At 65.0% G+C, this 17,085-nt stretch carries 14 protein-coding genes (1 of these 14 cut by a window edge); 9 read left to right on the top strand and 5 right to left on the bottom strand.

The features are described 5' to 3' along the window. Positions 1–117 precede the first annotated feature (117 nt). The gene (locus SU48_RS11720) at positions 118–966 is read left to right on the top strand and encodes a PH domain-containing protein (RefSeq protein ID WP_064015400.1); all 849 of its coding nucleotides are present in this window, start codon (positions 118–120) and stop codon (positions 964–966) included. A 25-nt stretch (positions 967–991) separates the two neighbouring features. Next, positions 992–1,891 carry a DMT family transporter gene (locus SU48_RS11715; protein WP_064015399.1) on the top strand — a complete coding sequence of 300 codons (900 nt, stop codon included), beginning with the start codon at positions 992–994 and terminating at the stop codon, positions 1,889–1,891. 307 nt (positions 1,892–2,198) lie between these two features. On the opposite strand, the gene SU48_RS11710 is transcribed toward SU48_RS11715, so the two are convergent. Then, positions 2,199–2,819 carry a hypothetical protein gene (locus SU48_RS11710; protein WP_064015398.1) on the bottom strand — a complete coding sequence of 207 codons (621 nt, stop codon included), beginning with the start codon at positions 2,817–2,819 and terminating at the stop codon, positions 2,199–2,201. Between the two features lie 147 nt (positions 2,820–2,966). Beyond that, entirely contained in the window at positions 2,967–3,779 is an 813-nt protein-coding gene (locus SU48_RS11705) for a response regulator (RefSeq protein WP_064015397.1), read from the bottom strand. Positions 3,780–3,920: 141 nt separating this feature from the next. Here SU48_RS11705 and SU48_RS11700 point away from each other — a divergent pair, with 141 nt between their 5' ends. The 3 genes from SU48_RS11700 to SU48_RS11690 all read left to right on the top strand — a co-directional run bounded on the left by SU48_RS11700 (position 3,921) and on the right by SU48_RS11690 (position 8,168). After that, complete coding sequence (locus tag SU48_RS11700; RefSeq protein WP_064015396.1) at positions 3,921–6,335, top strand: glutamine--tRNA ligase/YqeY domain fusion protein; 2,415 nt, start codon at positions 3,921–3,923, stop codon at positions 6,333–6,335. Continuing rightward, a complete protein-coding gene (locus SU48_RS11695; protein ID WP_064015395.1) occupies positions 6,336–7,070 on the top strand; it encodes a zinc dependent phospholipase C family protein in 735 nt (244 codons plus the stop codon). A gap of 261 nt (positions 7,071–7,331) precedes the next feature. Continuing rightward, positions 7,332–8,168 (top strand): hypothetical protein, encoded by an 837-nt coding sequence (locus tag SU48_RS11690; protein WP_064015394.1) that lies wholly within the window; start codon positions 7,332–7,334, stop codon positions 8,166–8,168. Positions 8,169–8,233: 65 nt separating this feature from the next. Here the strand turns inward: SU48_RS11690 and SU48_RS11685 are convergent, their stop codons facing one another. Both SU48_RS11685 and SU48_RS11680 read right to left on the bottom strand, forming a co-directional pair. Continuing rightward, positions 8,234–9,037, bottom strand: a complete 804-nt coding sequence (locus SU48_RS11685; protein ID WP_064015393.1) for a metallophosphoesterase — start codon at positions 9,035–9,037, stop codon at positions 8,234–8,236. After that, a complete protein-coding gene (locus tag SU48_RS11680; protein WP_064015392.1) occupies positions 9,034–9,348 on the bottom strand; it encodes a hypothetical protein in 315 nt (104 codons plus the stop codon). Before SU48_RS11680 ends, SU48_RS11685 begins: the two co-directional genes overlap by 4 nt. Positions 9,349–9,500: 152 nt before the next feature. On the opposite strand from SU48_RS11680, the gene SU48_RS11675 reads away from it, so the two are divergent. Beyond that, complete coding sequence (locus tag SU48_RS11675) at positions 9,501–10,403, top strand: metallophosphoesterase (protein ID WP_064015391.1); 903 nt, start codon at positions 9,501–9,503, stop codon at positions 10,401–10,403. A gap of 144 nt (positions 10,404–10,547) precedes the next feature. On the opposite strand, the gene SU48_RS11670 is transcribed toward SU48_RS11675, so the two are convergent. Continuing rightward, positions 10,548–11,786, bottom strand: coding sequence for an FAD-dependent oxidoreductase (locus tag SU48_RS11670; protein WP_064015390.1), 1,239 nt, complete (start codon positions 11,784–11,786; stop codon positions 10,548–10,550). 289 nt (positions 11,787–12,075) lie between these two features. On the opposite strand from SU48_RS11670, the gene SU48_RS11665 reads away from it, so the two are divergent. The 3 genes in view from SU48_RS11665 to SU48_RS11655 are tightly spaced (at most 25 nt apart) and all read left to right on the top strand, a layout consistent with a single transcriptional unit that may run on beyond the window. Next, entirely contained in the window at positions 12,076–13,335 is a 1,260-nt protein-coding gene (locus tag SU48_RS11665) for a SpoIID/LytB domain-containing protein (RefSeq protein ID WP_064015389.1), read from the top strand. Further along, complete coding sequence (locus tag SU48_RS11660) at positions 13,332–16,445, top strand: LPS-assembly protein LptD (protein WP_064015388.1); 3,114 nt, start codon at positions 13,332–13,334, stop codon at positions 16,443–16,445. Before SU48_RS11665 ends, SU48_RS11660 begins: the two co-directional genes overlap by 4 nt. A gap of 25 nt (positions 16,446–16,470) precedes the next feature. Beyond that, positions 16,471–17,085 carry the 5' portion of a hypothetical protein gene (locus SU48_RS11655; RefSeq protein WP_231881619.1) on the top strand. It continues 522 nt past the right edge of the window, so only the first 615 of its 1,137 coding nucleotides appear in the window; it begins with the start codon at positions 16,471–16,473; its stop codon lies beyond the right edge, outside the window.

Genomic DNA, 17,085 nt, shown 5'->3' with positions numbered 1-17,085 from the left:
TACCCCGCCCGCCGATTTGCAAAGCAGAAGGGGGCTACAGACAGGGGCAGGCGGGGGTGTTCGCGGCCTTGGTCAACCTGGGAATGTCGGGCGGGTCAGTTCCGCTAAGCTGTGGCTATGGCTCCCGCCAATGCCCAATTGCTTGCCACCGCCACCGAGCCGACGCCGCGCTCGTGGCCTCTGGTTCGCTGGAGCTTCGTCGCCATTTTTGCAAGCATTTTGACTTTCACTGCTTTGCCCTCTCTGCAAGCCCGCCCGGTGTACGAGGTGCGCGGCGGCCAGATCATCGCCCGTTCGGTGACCTCCAGCCGGGTCATTCCAGCCGGGACGCCTGTAACGTCGGAGCAGCTCACGCGGCTGCGAAAGGTAATGGGATCGAATACAACGGGCTACGTGGTGGGGCGGTTTTCGGTGCCTCGTTACCGAATGGCTGACCTGTACACCGACGGCTCCAACCCCATGCTGGTGTTTCTGACCCGGCCCCGCGTGACCGTCCTGACTCCTGCCGATCCAGAAGCCCTGTTGGCGACTTGGCGGACAGGTGGGACAGGTGTGTTTCGCCCGGCGCGTTCGCCTTCGGTTTCTACCGAACTGATTTTGGCAACGCTGATTCTGACTCCTCTTTTGGCCTTTTTGATGCGCCCACCCCGCATGACCTACCGTCTGACCCCCGATGCGCTGGAAGTGCGAACAGGCCTGCACAAGCATCGGTTTCCCTTCGCGGCAACCCGAGCCGAACTGACTTGGGACGGGCTAGGTATGCGGCTGTTCGGCACGGCGATTCCGGGCTACTACACGGGCAGCTTTTCCACCAAAGCGGGCGGGGTGAGTCGGATACAGGCGTTGGCTACGGCATATCAGCCCTCTCAGGCGGTGGTTCTCAAGCTGGACGGTGTTGCCTATTACCTCACCCCGGCAGACCCGGCGGCGTTGGCAGCCTATTTTGAGAACAGTGCCACTGCCTGACCCCTCAGGCGTTACGCTGCCGGGCGTGTCTGCTCCCCGCGCCGTTCCCCCTGCCCAAGCTGTGGCCGCGCCGTCTGCCCGCTCCGGCGTGTTGCTGTCGCTGCTGTCGGCCCTCAGTTTCAGCACGCTGGGCATCTGGGGCAAGCTGGCTTCAGAAGTCGGATTGAACAGTTTTACGGCGCTGGCATGGCGTTTCGTGGGAGTGGCGGTGTTGCTTCTGCCCTTCACTTCTCGCGGGCTGACGTGGCAGGCGCGGGGCAAGATGGCGGGCGTGGGCGTGGTGTACGCGCTGGCAACGACGCTGTATTTCGGCGCACTAGACCGCATCAGCGCGGGAACCACCAGCCTGCTGCTGTACTTGGCCCCAGCTTTTGTGGTGTTGCTGGGGTGGATGTTGCTGGGCCGCAAACCGGGCGGCAGACAATTGGGCGCGGTGGCGTTGGCCGGGGCGGGCCTCGCGTTCGTCATCGGCATTCCCGGCGCAGGCGATCAGAATGCACTGGGGCTAGGGCTGGCAGCAGGCGCGGGGTTCCTCTACGCCGTGTACCTGTTGGCCTCCGAACGCTGGCTGCTGGGGGTCAGCCCTTTGGCGGCCACCGCGCATATGGCGCTGGTGTCGGGCGTGTGGTTTACGGTGCTGGCGGGGGCCGGGGGGCAACTGGGCGTGCCGAACACTTGGCCGCAATGGGGCGTCATCGGCGGCATGGCGTTGGTGTCTACCATCGTGGCCGTGCCTGCCCTGTACGGCGCAATTGCCCGCTTGGGGGCCGCCCGTGCCAGTTTGCTGGGTACGCTGGAGCCACTGTTTACGGTGCTGCTGGCCTTCTTGATTTTGGGCGAACCTTTGCGGCCTGCGGTGCTGCTGGGCGGCCTGCTGATTCTGGGCGGCGCGGTGCTGGCGCAGGGGCGGCGGGGGAAGGGCTGACGATGTCGTTCTGGCTGTGTGGGGGCGGGTCTAAGGATCTAAGAAGGGCAATCGCTGCGCTCACACCCCTCACCCCGCTGCGATGCAGCGCCCCTCTCTTCGAGCTGTTCCAGTCCCACAAGGGGCGAGGGCTAAGGGCAAGACCTAGAAACTTAGGCTTTTACTCCCTCACCCTTGAGGGGGCCTCGCAGAGCTGCGGAGCAGTGGGCTGGGGAGGGGGTGAGTGAGCGCCAGCGATTGCCCTTCCTTGGTCGCTCAGTCCCTCGACCCTTAGACCCTTTTCTGCCGTCCCACATCCCAAATCCCCCTACGGCAAGCCCACCAACCCAAACCCGTTGACTAGTGCCACTGGCACGCCCAACGCCTCCGCTTTGGCGCTGTCGGGCACTCCGGGCAGGCCGGGGAGGATCAAGGTGGGTCGCGCATCCAACCCCACGCCGCCTGTGTCGTCTAAGCGGGTCAGCACGGCGGCGAAGGTCCAATCGGTTGTCCAGAGGCGCTTGAGGGCGTGCAGGGCGGCGGTTCCGGGCGGCGTCACGTGGGCAGATTCGGTATGCAGTTCTCCGGGGCGGCGCAGATGCACGTCCCGAATAGCCACCCCGGCGGGGCCGGATCCAGCCAAGCCAGCGTTCGCCAGAGCGCGGTAAAACACCTGCACGGCGTCGTCCAGCAAGTAACTGGTACGCACCACTTCCTGCGCCCGCACACACAGCGCCTCCAGATGATCTTCATCTATCCGCGCCGGGTTGATCACCGAAAACAGCCGCCGAATCTGTTCGGGTAGGTTCGCGCCCCGGTAAAACCCTTCCTCGAAGCCTGCCGGAACCACCATGCCCCCTGGCAGGTCGGGTGCGCGCGCGGCCAATCGGTGAGATTCGGCTCCTACACGGCTTTCTGGTTGCCGTGCCGCCTCTGAAAACGTGAGCATACGGGCAGTGTAGCGGTAGGCCAGCGGCGACGGATTAAGGACGAGCTTGAATTTTCTTTGTGCCCTTCGGTTAAGGGGGGGCATTGCGCCAGCAACGGGGGGGTGACACGCGGCGCAGCCACTCCCAACCCCCAGCTCCATCCCCAGTTACGCCTCTCCCAACCTGTCGCGCAGCCACGCCTTCACTGTGCTGGCCCCCGGCGTATCGCGCACCAGCACGGCCAAAAAGCCGGTGGGCACAGCCGTCACCACCAGCACGCGGTCTGAATATTCCACTTGAAGGGCGCGGGGCGGGGTGGGCGTGCCGATGTGTGGGCCGCTTATTCTGGCGGCCATGACCAGTACGCGCACCGATGGGCCGAGTTCGCTGGGCAGCGCCGCGCCTTGGCTCTCTTGCACCGCGCCCTGAGCGTCATACTGCGCCACCGCCGCCACGCCCGGCAGCAGGCCGAGGGCCGTCATCAGGGCGCGGTTCACCTCTGGATCGAAGGGGTTGGGAGCCGGGGCCAGAGCGTCGGCAGATGCCGTGGGTTGTGCCTCAGGCGCTTCCACTGCCTCGATCACGCTGGCCGGAATCACGGTTTCCAGACCGTCTCCCAGCCAGCCGCGTAGGGCCGGAAACAGCGTGCCGGGCGTAATAGGTTTCCTCAGCACGTCCAGCACACCGAGTTCCAGCGCCTGTGCCCGCAGATCGTCTTCCACTACGCCCGTCATCAACACGACGGGCAGGTCAGGCCGCTGCTCGCGCAACATCCGGGCCAAGTCCAGCCCGCTTTCTCCCGGCATCCTCACGTCCGACAGCACCAGCGCCGTTTCCGGCGTCAGGGCATCGAGGGCGCTGCTGGCTCCATCGGCCAACCGCACCGACAGATGTGGGGCCAGCAGGCGGGCCAGCATCAGCCGCATGCCAGAACTGTCATCCACGATCAGAATGGTGCGCGGCGGCGTTGGGGCAGACATATGGCCGAGCCTACCGGGCCGTCAGTGACTCAGACCTTACGTGTCAGTTATATTTAGTGCTGTTTATCACTGTTACGCCGCCTGACCGGTCAGCAAAGCAGGCCCGCCCGTAGGGTAAGCGGGGCGGGTATTCTGCGTGTCATGACCGTCCCTGACCCCACCTCTACCCCTGCTCCTGCCCCCAACGCGGCGCGTGTGGCCCCCAATGCGGTGATCGACAACTTCATCACCGAGATCATCGAACGCGATCTGGCTGCTGGCAAATACCCCCAAGTCGTCACCCGCTTTCCGCCCGAACCCAACGGCTACCTGCATTTGGGCCATACCTTCGCGTCGTTTCTGGATTTTCAGACGGCGGTGCAGTACGGCGGGCGCTACCACCTGAGAATGGACGACACCAACCCGGAAGGCGAGAGCGAGGAATTCGCGCAGGGCATTCAGGATGATCTGGCGTGGATGGGCTGGCAGTGGGGCGAGCATCTGTACTACGCCTCCGACAACTTTGAGCGGTATTACGAGTACGCCGTGAAACTGATCCGGCTGGGCAAAGCCTACGTGGATTCGGTCAGCGGCGACGAAATGGCCCGGTTGCGCGGCACCACCAGCGAGGCAGGCACGCCCAGCCAGTTTAGGGAGCGCCCAGTCGAAGAAAACCTAGACCTGTTCGCCCGGATGCGGGCCGGAGAATTCCCCGAAGGCGCACACGTGCTGCGGGCCAAGATAGACCTAGGGAACGCCAACATGAAGCTGCGCGACCCGGTGCTGTACCGCATTTTGCGGGCCGACCACTACCGCGCCGGGAACGTGTGGTGCATCTATCCCATGTACGACTTTCAGCACCCGCTGCAAGACGCGCTAGAGGGCATAACGCACTCTATGTGCAGCCTCGAATTCGTAGACAACCGCGCCATTTACGACTGGTTGATGGACACGCTGGGCTTTAGCCCCCGCCCGCACCAGTACGAATTTGGGCGGCGCAGCTTGGAATACACCATCGTGTCCAAGCGCAAATTGCGGCTGTTGGTCAATGAGGGCCATGTGTCGGGCTGGGACGATCCCCGGATGCCCACCCTGCGTGCCCAGCGGCGGTTGGGCGTGACGCCGGAAGCGGTGCGGGCTTTTGCCGCCCAGATTGGGGTCAGCCGTACCAACCGCACCGTAGACCTCGCCGTGTACGAAAACGCCGTGCGGGGCGACCTGAACCACCGCGCCCCCCGCGTAATGGCGGTGCTGGAGCCGTTGCCCGTGACCCTCAGTGGGCTGGACTTCGAGCGTGTCCTCCCCATTCCCTACTACCCGCATGACGTGGTGCAGGCCAGCGAAGACGGCTTGGTGCCCTTGCCTACCGGACAGCGCGTTGCCCCGGAACAGGCCGTGCGCGACGTGCCCCTCAGCGCCGAACTGTACATAGAGCAGGACGATTTCAGCGCCGATCCGCCCAAAGGCTTCAAGCGCCTGACTCCCGGCGGCACGGTGCGGCTGCGCGGTGCAGGCATTATTCGGGCAGACCGCTTTGATGTGGATGCAGACGGCAATGTGACCCGCGTGTACGCCACGCTGCTAGGCGAGGAGGCCAAAGCGGGCGGCGTGATTCACTGGGTCAGCGCCGCACACGCCCTGCCCGCCGAATTCCGGCTGTATGACCGCCTGTTTTCCGTACCCAACCCGGAGCGCACCGAGGCCGCCGACGAGGACGCGCCGGAACTGGAAGAGGACGCCGCACCCGTGGACGCCGCGTTCCTGCGCCACTTGAATCCCAACAGCCTGAAAATTACACAGGGTTTCGTAGAGGGCAGCGTGGCCGCCGATCCCGCAGACACCCGCTACCAGTTCGAGCGGCAGGGGTACTTTTGGCGCGATCCGGTAGACAGCCGCGCAGACAAGTTGGTCTTCGGGCGAATTATTACGCTGAAGGATGCTTGGGCCAACCAGAGCAGCGAGGCAGCCAAAGTGGAGACGCGCCGGGGGAAAGCTGAGGCCAAAGCTGCCCCACAACCCACAACCCACGCCCCACAGCCCACAATCTTGACGCCCGAACAGACTGCCGAAGTTGCCCGCCTGACCGCGCTGGGGGTGGCCGACGCCGACGCCCGCACGCTGGCCCGCGATCCTCAACTGCTGGTCTTTATCAACGCCGCGCCCACCGACAGCACGCTGGCCCAAGTCGCGTCGTGGACGGTCAACGACCTTGCTGCCGCCATCCGAGAAGGCCGCGCCCGCGTGCAGCCCGCCGACCTCGCGCCTTTGGCTGCCTTGTTGGCCGCCGGAACCGTCACCAGCCGCATTGCCCGCGATACGTTGGCCCGCGCCGCCGAATCGGGAGAAGCACCCGCCGCCATCATCGAGCGCGAAGGCCTGAGCGCCCGCCTAGACCCCGCCGAACTGGCCCGCGTAATAGCCGAAACGGTGGCTGCCAACCCCGACAAAGTCGAGGCTTACCGGGGCGGCAAAGTGGGCCTGATGGGCTTTTTCACCGGTCAGGTCATGCGGGCCACCGGGGGCAAAGCCGAGCCATCAGCGGTGGCAGAAGGGCTAAAAGCGGCGCTGGAAGGCTGAATGGGCACTTGGATCAGCCATTTCCGGGTGGCGGAGCTTCTGCTGGAGTATCTGCCTGATGTGGACGCCCAGATGTTCGTGATCGGCAACGTGGCCCCCGATTCTGGTCGGCCCAACCACGACTGGACGAGTTTTGACCCGCCCAAATCGATCCTGCATTTTTTGCAGACCGGAGAAGATGAAGGTCGGATTCGTGACTTAGCCTTCTACCGGGAGTTCGTGGAGCCAGCGCGGGGTGGCGATTTCTCTGAGTTCAGCTTCAAACTGGGGTATTTCACGCATCTGGTCACCGACAATCTGTGGATGCATCTGATCGGCCACAGCACCCATCAGGCGTTTGCCGCCGAATTTGCCGAAGACAAAGCAGCCACTTGGGGCCGGGTTAAAGACGACTGGTACGGGCTAGACCACAAATACCTGCGCGACTTTCCAGACAACGCTTTCGCCCGCTGGGTGGTGAACGCGCCCAATCCGCCGTCGCCGTTCTCGTTTCTGCCCTCGGAGGCGTTGGCCTACCGTCTGGACGACTTGCGTGAGTTTTACAGTCACCCCGAAGAATTCGTTCTAGACCGCGAATATCCGTATTTCAGCGAGGCCAGCATGAACCGGGCCGCGCTGGACTGTGCCCGCGAGATCGCTGCACTGCTAGAGCAGTTGGAGGCCGGAACCGTGTCCGCCGACGCCCGTATCTCGCTGCATGTGATGAACTTGCCGCCACCGTATCTCCTGCCCTAATTTTCTCCCTCCTGCACGCCACTTCGCCTACCCCGCCTCTGCCCCTTGGCTGATGCGCGGTGGGCGGTGTGGCTTTTACAGTAGGTGTACTTCAACGCACGGAGGTTCAAGCATGAAACAACCCCAACCCGACAGTCGTTTTACCCTCCCCGCTTCCCGCTAAGGACGCGCTTTCTGCGGTCTGACCATGCTTTGCATTCATCTGCTGGGGACTGGTCAGGCCGCTTCACTTCGGAAGGCGCTCCTGCCGAGGTTTTCCCCATGACTATTCACACTGCTGGCTCTGTTTCCGGAGCCGTTCAGCATCTCCAGCGTTCCTTCGCCCGCTTGGGCATGCGCGTGCTAGCCGCCCCCACACACCTGCCGCGCTGGGGCCGCCGCGCTTCTACCTTCGATATCGATGTGGCCCGCGACGCACGCGGCGAACACTTTCTGATTCGGCTGCCCGAAGAGGCCGCGCCCGAACTGCTGACGCTGGACGTGCGCCCCGAACTGCGCCAACTGCTGCTGCTGGCCCGCGTGGGCGAGCGCAAAGACAAGTTCCTGTGCGGCTTCGACGAACGGCACCTGTTTACCGCCGCCGTGCCCGGCCAGAGCGTGCGCGACGTGGTGGGGGCCATGCACGCGCTGAAGCCCACGCCTATTCAGGTCAGCGAGGCCCAGTTGCGGGTGCGCGGCAAAGACCGCTTGCGCCGCCGCAATGCTGCCTTCATCCGTCAAGGCGAATGGTTTTTTGCCCCTGTGCCCGACCTGATCGTGCCTGCCGAGCGCGTCCGCCGGGGCGAACCCCTGACGCGGGGCGCGGGCAGCAAACCCCACATTTGCGCCGAGGCAGCCCGCTTGGGCGGCGAACCCGTGATGGCCTGCGACAAGCACCGCAACGGGATTTCTATGCAGCGGTACACCCACATACTCAAATCCAACCCCAAGGCCCGCAACTGGAACTGGCAATCTTTCCAGCGCAACCCCGAACTGTATGTGCGCGGCGACATTCGCCACAAGGATCACGCCACGCTGCACCTTCCTATGTGGCACCGCGTCCTGATGAACACCGAAAACGAATCGGCAGGCCGGGAGTTCGTGGCCTTCCTCGACTGAACAACCACACACCAGCAGGCGCGAATTGAAGATGTCTCGCGCCTGCTGTCCGTTATTGCCCTTGCCTAGAGCGTGCCCAGCAGATTCACGCTCTGGGTCGGAATGGCCTCTCCGAACGCGCTGTAGCGGCGGGCCACAGCCGGATCGCCGCGCCCACACAGCACCGTGATATCGGGTGTGGCCTGCACATTCACGTCCAGCAGGGCCAGTCTGCCCGTTTCATACGCGCCTAGGTCGATGTACACATGGCGGTACAGGCGTGTAGGCGTCCGAACCGGCGTATGCCCATGCACGCTGTACACCACGCCGTCGGGCATGGCAAACGGCCCCTCGAATGGCCGCAGCCACAGCGCCGCCGAAAGCGGATTGGGATACTGCCGATGCTTCACGGGCGGCGCGGCGTGAGACACCAACACACTGGGTTCGCTGGGCGGTTCGTCGTGAATTTCTCCGTCTGTGGTCACGTAAACCACACGCTTCAGTTGATCCAGATAAGCCGACAGCAGCGGCGGGAATTTCTCCAGCGTCAGGCTGCCGAGTTCCTTGCGCACGCTGTCTCCACCGTTGCCCATCCACCACTGATACCCTTCCATCGCCTTGCGGTAATCGCCCAGATCGTGCGTGCCCGTGTAGCGCGTGTACCATTTCAGGCCTTCTCCGGCCATGCGCTCGTGGTTGCCCATCAGCAGGGTGGCGCGGCCCTGGTCTTTCAGGTTCAGCAGCAGTTGCACGGTTTCCATGCTGTGCCTGCCCCGGTCTATGGCGTCACCGAGGCTCAGAAAGTGGGCGTCCGGGTAGCGTTCGGCGGCGGCGATCAGCAGGTCTGCGCGTCCGTGCAGGTCGGGCACGATCAGGACTTGGCGGCTCATTCGTCCCTGCTTTGGGGGCCGTCTTCCAGCTCATCACTGCCGTGCTCGTCACTGAAGTCCAGCAACGTCTGTTTGCTGCGTTCTCTCAGCAGGCGTGCGCCGTCGGCATCGGGTACAAAGGTCACGCGGCCCCCCGACACTTCTACGCGGTAGGCGGCCCCGTCGGCGGCTCCGGGCAGCCACTCGGCGGGCAACTGAAAGGTGCGGCCCTGCGAATCCTCCACGTCGGCCAGTCCTGCTTCCTCGTCCAGCACGTCAATGACCAGAAGAGTTGGGGTCAGTAGGTTTTCGGGGGAGGCAGCACCAGACATAGGCGGCAGTGTAGCGCCCGGTACAGGTTTCAACTCTGAACTGGGTCAAGAAATTTGCCGCGCAGATCACGGGACGGGCTTCGGTACCTGCCCTCCTGTCTGTTAGGGCCAACTTCTGGAGGACGCCCCGCCGCGCCCGCCTGCCCTAACCTGTGCGCGTGTCCGACCTCCCTCCATCATCCACCGTGCCCAACTCTTCCCGCCGCCGCTTCCTGCGTGGGCTGCTGGGCAGCGGCGCGGCGGTGGGGCTACTCGGCGGCGCAACGGTGGCCCAGAGTTACCGGCACGGCGTCACGCGCCACACACGCCCTTTGCCCGGACTGCAAGCGCCGCTGCGGGTGGCCTTCCTCACCGACCTGCATTACGGCCTGTTTATCCATGAAAACAACGTGCAGGGGTGGATAGACGCCACCAACGCCGAGCGCCCCGATCTGGTGCTGCTGGGCGGCGACCTGATGGATTACCGCACCGACGGCCCGCCCACGCCGCTGCTGGCGCAATTGGCACGGTTGCGTGCGCCGCTGGGCGTGTACGGCGTGTGGGGCAACCACGATTACGGCAGCTTCGGCTACTACGGCAACCGGCATTACGGCTCCAAGCGCTCCGATTGGCAGGCCCGGCGTGAGGAATTGCGGGTGGCGTTTGCGGCGGCGGGCGTGACCCTGCTGCGAAATGAGGGCCGCACCCCGCGTGCCGACCTGCACATTGGCGGCGTAGACGACCTGTGGCACGGCCAGCCCGACGCGGCGGCAGCTTTGGCCGAAGCGGGGGGCCGCGCCACGTTGTTGGTCAGCCACAATCCCGACCTGTTGCCCGATTTGCTCGCTCCGGTGGGCTTGGTGCTGTGCGGCCACACGCACGGCGGACAGGTGCGGTTCCCGCTGCTGGGGGCACCCATGGTGCCCAGTCGCTACGGCCAAAAGTACGCGATGGGCTGGGTCACGGGGGCGCACGCTACACCTGCTTACGTCAGCCGGGGCTTAGGCGTCAGCGGGCTGCCAGTTCGCAACCTGTGTACGCCAGAAATCACGATGCTGACGCTGAATCCGGCGTAGGGAGCGTGGTCTAAGGGTCAAGGGTCTAAAAGTCTAAGGTGCTGGAGCGGGGAGGTTGCGGGGTGGCCCTGCTGCACCGTAGTTCTGCGAGTGTCGCAAGAGGCAAGGGCGAACGGCAAAACCTAGAAACTTGGTTTTAGCTCCTCACCCTTGAGGGGGGAGGCTGGGAGGGGGTGGGTGAGCAACGCGATTGCCCTCTTCCCAAGGTCTGCCGCTTCGTCCCGCGTAGTCTGCCGCCAAGTCGAACGCCACCGCCAGTCCCAACGTATCGGCCAGCGGGCCACCCAGCAGTAGCGATACGTCTGGCAACACGCGCTGATGCAGCGGCGGCGCGTCTGTTTGGCCCCTCGGCAAGGCCAGCCACGCGCCCGGCACATCGGCTAGGCTGCGGCCCGTCTCCAGCGCCTCCGTTCCCAGCACAGGCAGGGCGTCCATCAGGCCCACCCAATCTTCCAGCGTTTCGCGGCGCAGGCCCACCGGAACTCCGGTCAGGCGGCCCCCGGTGGGCACGTAGCCGTGTGGATCGCGGTGATGAATGCGCGGATACAGCGTGTAGCCCCCGTTCTGCGGGCGTACCATCAGACCATTCACCCGCAGAACGGGGGAGAGGTCGGCCCCGCTCTCGCCGCCGCCTTCGCTGGGTGCATTCAGGCGCGGCGTCTGGCGGTAGGCGCGGGCGTGGGTGGTATGAATGCCTAGGCCCTGCTCCAGCAGTTCCGGCCCTTCGGCTCCAGCAGCCACCACCACGAATCCGGCCCGGATGGTGTGGGTTTCGTGCGTCACGATCTGGTGCGTATTGGTCACGGTCAGGCGGTCTAGGCGCACGCCGCCGGGGATGGGGTGCGCCCCAGTGTTCAGCATCAGGTCAGCGCCCGCCCGCACCGCTGCCCCCGCCTGAGCCGCCGCCAGCGCACCGGGTCTGTAGGTGGCCGCCGTGGGGTCAGGCTCGGCAAAGGGGAGCAGATCGGCGTCCAATAGGGCCAGCGAACCCGGAGACGCGGCCAAAGCCTCCGCCGTCCGTACCCGCCCCGGCCCCCCTGTGGAGTGCAGGCTCAGCAGCAGGTGCGTCTGAAACTGAATCCCGTCCTGAACAGCCAACTGTGCCCTTGTCCAGTCGGCCCGCGCTGTCCACAGTTGGCCTTCTTTTCCCTCTGGAATGTCCTGCACCGTCCAGACGCCCGCCGCCAGAATCGTCGCGCCGTCTTCGTTGGGCAGGCCGCCCTGCTCCACGATCAGCAGCTTGGAACCCGGCATCAGTTGCCGCAGATACAGCGCACAGGCCGCGCCCATCCGTCCGGCCCCGATGACTACGATGTCGTATTCCGTTTTCGAAAAAGATTGCCCGACGTGTGCCCAGACCTGTCCCGCTGCCGCTGCCGTCATGGGGCATGATGGCGTGTTTGGGCTGTGGGTTGTGGCGCGTGGGCTGCGGGAAGGGCGTCTAAGGGTGCTGTGTCTACGGCTCAAGGGTCTAAAAACTGATGACAGGCTCTGGCTCAAGCTGTTGCCCTGCGGAGTCCGGTACTTGCGGCACGACAAGAGAGCAGCGAGGTATGCCCTTGCTCTTCCTTCGACCCTAGACCCTTAGACGCCTGACCTCCGCCGATCTGCTCTCCCTACAGCCGACCTTTCTCATGGCCCACAAAGGGGGGGCTGCGTATACTCGCCGCACATGTCTGCACCGCGTTTCTGTTCCCGGCTGCCCGCACACGTCTTGATGTTGGGCGGGTTGCTGTGTTGTTCTGCGGCCTCGGCCCTGAATGTGCGTGTGCTGGTGCTGGCCGCGCCCAGCCTGACGGTGCGGGTTCCGGTGGCGGCCCCTCCGGTAGCGCCCCTTCCGGTCTATCCGGCGGTGCCCACCCCCGCGCCCCTGCAATTGGCGGCGTGGCGCGTGGGCGTGCAGGGCAGCGGCGCAGGCGCACGCCTCACGCTGAACGGGCAGGATTCCGGCAACGCCACCCTGTATTTGCCGCCGACCCCCGGCAGTGTGGTGGAAATCGGCGGCAAGGCCTACCGGGGCGGCGTGTTCCTGCGAACCGAGCGCGGCGGCGTGCAGGCCATCAACGTGGTGAATGTGGAGGACTATCTGCGCGGCGTCGTGGCGTCCGAGATGCCGAGTTCCTGGCCCGCTGCGGCGCTGGCGGCCCAGGCCGTGATTGCCCGCACCTACGTCGCCGCCCGCGTGAATCCGGCTCTGCCCTACGACACCTGCGCCACCGAAAGCTGTCAGGTCTACACCGGACTCTCTTCTGAAAAACCTGCCACCGATGCCGCCATCGCCGCCACCGCCGGGCAAGTCGTGGCCTACGCGGGCAAGGCGGCCAGCACCTATTTTTCCAGCGATTCGGGCGGGTTCACGGCGTCCAGTGCCGAGGTCTGGGGCAAAGACGTGCCCTACCTGACCGCCAAAGCCGATCCCTTTTCGGCGGGTGGGCCGCGTGCGCAGTGGCGTTTAGAGATTCCGCTGAGCAAAGTACAGGACGTCGCGGGGCGCTACCGCGTGCGCGTCGGCACCCTTCAGGCCGTCACGGTTACCAGTGTCAGCGCGTCGGGCAGACCGCAAGAAATCAGTTTCACGGGTGCGTCAGGAGTGGCCCGCATTTCGGGGGCCGATGCAGGCGGCTTCGTGCGTTCGCTGGGCGCAGTCAGTAGCCGGGCCACGTTGTCGGGCCTGAACCCCCTCATCGTGGAGGGCGCGGGCGCGGGGCATGGCGTCGGCCTCTCTCAGTACGGGGCGTTGGGGCTGGCGCGGCAGGGCTATGACCATCTGCACGTGCTGGGCTTCTATTACCCCGGCACGTCGCTGAGTGCGCTGGCAGGTGGGGCAGAGGAAACGCGGCCCGTGCTGGCGCTGGTTCGCCCGCTGCCTTCTCCCGCCTCTCCGGGTATCTTCGCCCGTTCCCCCGCCGCTCCTTCTTGGATGACCCAATGAAACGGGCGGGTGCATCCGGCACAGTCAGAAGGCGGAAGAACAGGCTGGCAGGCCTGCTGCTGGGCGCGGCACTCACCTTCGCCGGACTCGTGGGCGGCGCAGAGGCCCGCACCGTCAAGATCATCAGCGCCGATACGCTGGAGCTGCGGCAACTGGACGGCCAAGAAATCGTACTGATCAGTGGCGCACAGGAGTCGGGCGGCGTGGAACTGCGGGTAGACGACGACATCGTGAAAGCCCTGCGCGTGGAGTACAACCGTACCCGCCGCACGCTGACGCTGGTGGGCAAGGCCAGCTACTTTTCGGCCTCTGACGCGCAAACACTGACCGGAGAAAACTTGGTGGTGGATTTGGGCACCGAGGAACTCACCGGACAGGACGTGCTGATCAGCGACGCCGACTTGGAAATTCGGGGTTCGGAGGTTGACCGGATTCCGGGGCAACTGCGGGCCAGTAACGGCTATTTCACGCCCTGCGCCAAGTGTGGCCGCACGCCCAACGACTACGCCTTCCGCGCCGAACGCCTGATCGTGTATCCCGGAGACCGGCTGGTGGCTTACCGCGCCCAACTGCTGCTGGCCGACTTTCCGGTGCTGTATCTGCCCGTGCTGGTGCTGCCCCTCAACGACCCCGAACGTCAGCCGCGCCTCTCGATTGGGCAGGCGGCGCAGGACGGTTACACCGTGGAGGCCGATTTGCCCTTCAGCATCGGCTCCACCACGCTGGGCACGACGCTGCTGCGCTACTACCAGAACCGCAACCCCAGCTTCGGCGTCGGCGTGTCGTTGCGTTCCTATCAGCCGCTGCCGTTCATAGACCGCCTGAATCTGTACGTCCTCAACAACCCGCGCCCCTTTTTGGCCGATGGAACGTTGCAGCCCGGCACCGATCTGGACATCAATTTCAGCGCCAAGGGCCGGATTCCGCTCGTGACCGCCGTGCGCGACCTCGATTACAGCCTGAGCGTTACCCGCAGCGATCTGGGCCGCGCCTCTACCGATCCGGAGCGCGGCGTCACCAACGTCAATTTTGGCGTGAACGTGGAGTATCCGCTGTTCAGCGGGCAGTTCAATTACGTAGACCGCTACGGCCCGGAGGGAGTCACGCGGCTGACCACGCCCCTCAAGCAGCCCGAAGTCGTCATCGACCCCAAACCCTACGTACAGGGCGGCCTCAGCGCCGATTTCAAGTTCACGGTGGGGCAGTACACGGGCCAAAGCAATCCGCTCTCACGCAGCGCTACCTTGCAGGGCATCAACATTTCCACGTCGCGCCTAGAGGAACAGCACACCCTCGGCTATACCGCCAAGCCGTGGACGAACGCCGACCTGACCCTCAGCAATACCTTTACCGGGCGCTACTACGGCACCGGGGCCAGAACCGTGCAACTCAACCTCGGCGCACAACTGACCCAGCGCTGGAATACCACCAACACGTTCACCGTCAGCGGCGCGTACACCCGCATCGAGGGCACAAGTCCTTTCGCCTTCGATGCTCTTTCGGGCCGCCGCGTCAGTGCGCCCATCGGCCTGACCGTCAACACGGTACCCGTCAAGGACGTGACCTTTGGCGTCTCGCTCACCCGCGACCTGATGTTGGGGCCAGAGGCGCAGGCACCTGCCAATTTCAACCTGTCGGTAAACCGCGTACCGCTGAGCGCGTCGGCGTCGTTGTCGCACAACTTCTATACCGGAGTGGTGGAGAGCGCCAATTATTCCATCACGCTCAGCGACCCGCGTACCGACGAGCAGATCGCGGCGGCGAACCGGGCCAACGCGAGTCAGACCAGTTCGGGCCAAACTAATACAGGCCAGAGTCAGGCGGTTCCCACTGCCAGTCAAATCCCCGCCAACTCGGGCGCAGCGCAAACCGGGACAGCGCAAACTGGAACGGGTGCGGGCAGTTCAGCAAGCGGCACTGCGGCTGACGGTACGGCAACCACAGCTGCCCAGACGACAGCTGCCCAGACGACAGCTGCCCAGACGACAGCCACCCAGACGACAAGCAGTCAGACCACGACGACTCCGCCCGCAGCGTCCAGCACGGCAACCACCAGCACGCCTGTCACGCCCCCCGCCCCCCCGCCTATTCGCCGCCTGTGGCCCGCGCCCAATCTCGCGCTTTCGGCCACTGGTGGCTACACGCGCTCCGGGGGGTATTCGCCGTTCACGGTGCGGGCCACTGTGACGGGCGACGTGCGAACCAACAACTTCAACGTGTTCGTCACGCACGCCGTCCAGACGCCCAATATCAGTGCCATCGGTGCAGAATTTAATGCGACGGGCACGCGCGACACGGTGCTCAATCCCTTCACTGTCAGCGCCCGCGAAACGCTGACCTTTCCTACCGACGCGGCCACTTTATCGGCGCAGGCCACGCCCCGGCTCAACGGTAGTGCCAGTGTGACTTGGCGCGGGGCTTACACGCTGTCTACGACACACGATCTGCTGATCAACCAACCCGCCAACGTCAAGGAAAGTGGCACGGTGAGCTTCAGCGTGGGCACGGTGGCGGGGCAGGCCACCAACTGGCAGGTGACCTACGGCGGCCCCTTCGATGTGGCCCGCTTCGGCTTTACTCGCCCCAGCCTAAACGCCAGCCTCCGCACCAGCCGTCCGGGCCAGAGCATCGGCGCGACGGCCCTGTTCAATGTGAAGGGCCTCGATCAGCAGCGCACCGAACTCGCCCGCGCCGACCTGACGGCCAACTGGCAATTCGGCACCCGGTTCTCATTGTCTGGCACGGCCAATTACAGCCGCACGCGCACAGGCACCTTCCCCGACGACAAGGCCACCGACAGCCTGACCCTGAACCCGCTGCGGCTGGGGCTGGCGCTGGGCAACGGCCCCAAACCCGGCGCGTACCTCACGGCCAGCCTGCGCCAAACGTTCACTTGGCAAGATGGCGTGCGCCTTAATCCCACCCCGCTCGCGCCGGTCATCGGCCTCACCATAGACCGTTGCTGCTGGGCACTTCAGGCCGAAATAGACCTGAGCATCCAGCGCTACCGCCTCGCCATCGGGCTGCCCGGCAGCACCAATTATCCGCTGTTCGACATCGGTTCCGGCGGCCTGACGCCCCTGCCCACACTGTTGCCGGGCGTCCGCTGATGCTGTTTGTCCCTCTGAGGTCAGTATGTTGAAACGGAACTTGATAGGGCGGTTCGTGGGTGGTCAGTGGTTGGCGGTCAGTGGAAAGAGCGTGGGGGCCGCCCCAATTCGGCCAAAGCGTCTGCCCTTCCTCCTTCTGCCCCTGCTGCTCGCCGCCTGTACCGGCACCGAAGAAGGGTTGCCTGTGCTGCGGCTGGCTGTCCTGACCGATGGCGGCGCGACCCTGCGTACTGTCACCACGGGCGGCATATCCGGCCAACCTGCACCCACCGAGGTCACGGTTCCGGTCACGGGCGGTGTCAGTCTCGATACCTTGCCGGGGGGAGGCCGCGCCATCCTCACGCTAGCGGCGGGGCTGGAAAGCCGGGACGCCAATCTCGCCACACCTCAAGCTTTTGCCGCGCCGCCGTTTACCCCTGTGTGCCTGACCAGCACGGCCACCAGCGCCACCCGTGACCGCCTGCTGACCCTCAGCGCCTGCCCGAACGGGCCTCAGCAATTGGCCCTGTACCGCAGCGACGGCACTCTGATCTGGACGGCCACCCTGCCCACGTTTACCCCCCCGATTCCCGGCCCGGACACTCCCCCGGTTCGGCTGGCGGTATTGGGCGAGACAGGCATGGTGGCCCGGCCTGCACTG

The organism is Deinococcus puniceus, from assembly GCF_001644565.1.
Lineage (GTDB): Bacteria > Deinococcota > Deinococci > Deinococcales > Deinococcaceae > Deinococcus > Deinococcus puniceus.
Note: the sequence above shows the minus strand (reverse complement) of the source record. Positions and strands in the feature narration are given on the sequence as shown.

Bases quoted from the DNA above. Each gene is read 5' to 3' on its own strand.
- SU48_RS11695 (WP_064015395.1), top strand. From the start codon at position 6,336: ATGGGCACTTGGATCAGCCATTTCCGGGTGGCGGAGCTTCTGCTGGAG.
- SU48_RS11685 (WP_064015393.1), bottom strand. From the start codon at position 9,037: ATGAGCCGCCAAGTCCTGATCGTGCCCGACCTGCACGGACGCGCAGAC.
- SU48_RS11690 (WP_064015394.1), top strand. From the start codon at position 7,332: ATGACTATTCACACTGCTGGCTCTGTTTCCGGAGCCGTTCAGCATCTC.
- SU48_RS11700 (WP_064015396.1), top strand. From the start codon at position 3,921: ATGACCGTCCCTGACCCCACCTCTACCCCTGCTCCTGCCCCCAACGCG.
- SU48_RS11705 (WP_064015397.1), bottom strand. From the start codon at position 3,779: ATGTCTGCCCCAACGCCGCCGCGCACCATTCTGATCGTGGATGACAGT.
- SU48_RS11680 (WP_064015392.1), bottom strand. From the start codon at position 9,348: ATGTCTGGTGCTGCCTCCCCCGAAAACCTACTGACCCCAACTCTTCTG.
- SU48_RS11660 (WP_064015388.1), top strand. From the start codon at position 13,332: ATGAAACGGGCGGGTGCATCCGGCACAGTCAGAAGGCGGAAGAACAGG.
- SU48_RS11670 (WP_064015390.1), bottom strand. From the start codon at position 11,786: ATGACGGCAGCGGCAGCGGGACAGGTCTGGGCACACGTCGGGCAATCT.
- SU48_RS11665 (WP_064015389.1), top strand. From the start codon at position 12,076: ATGTCTGCACCGCGTTTCTGTTCCCGGCTGCCCGCACACGTCTTGATG.
- SU48_RS11710 (WP_064015398.1), bottom strand. From the start codon at position 2,819: ATGCTCACGTTTTCAGAGGCGGCACGGCAACCAGAAAGCCGTGTAGGA.
- SU48_RS11720 (WP_064015400.1), top strand. From the start codon at position 118: ATGGCTCCCGCCAATGCCCAATTGCTTGCCACCGCCACCGAGCCGACG.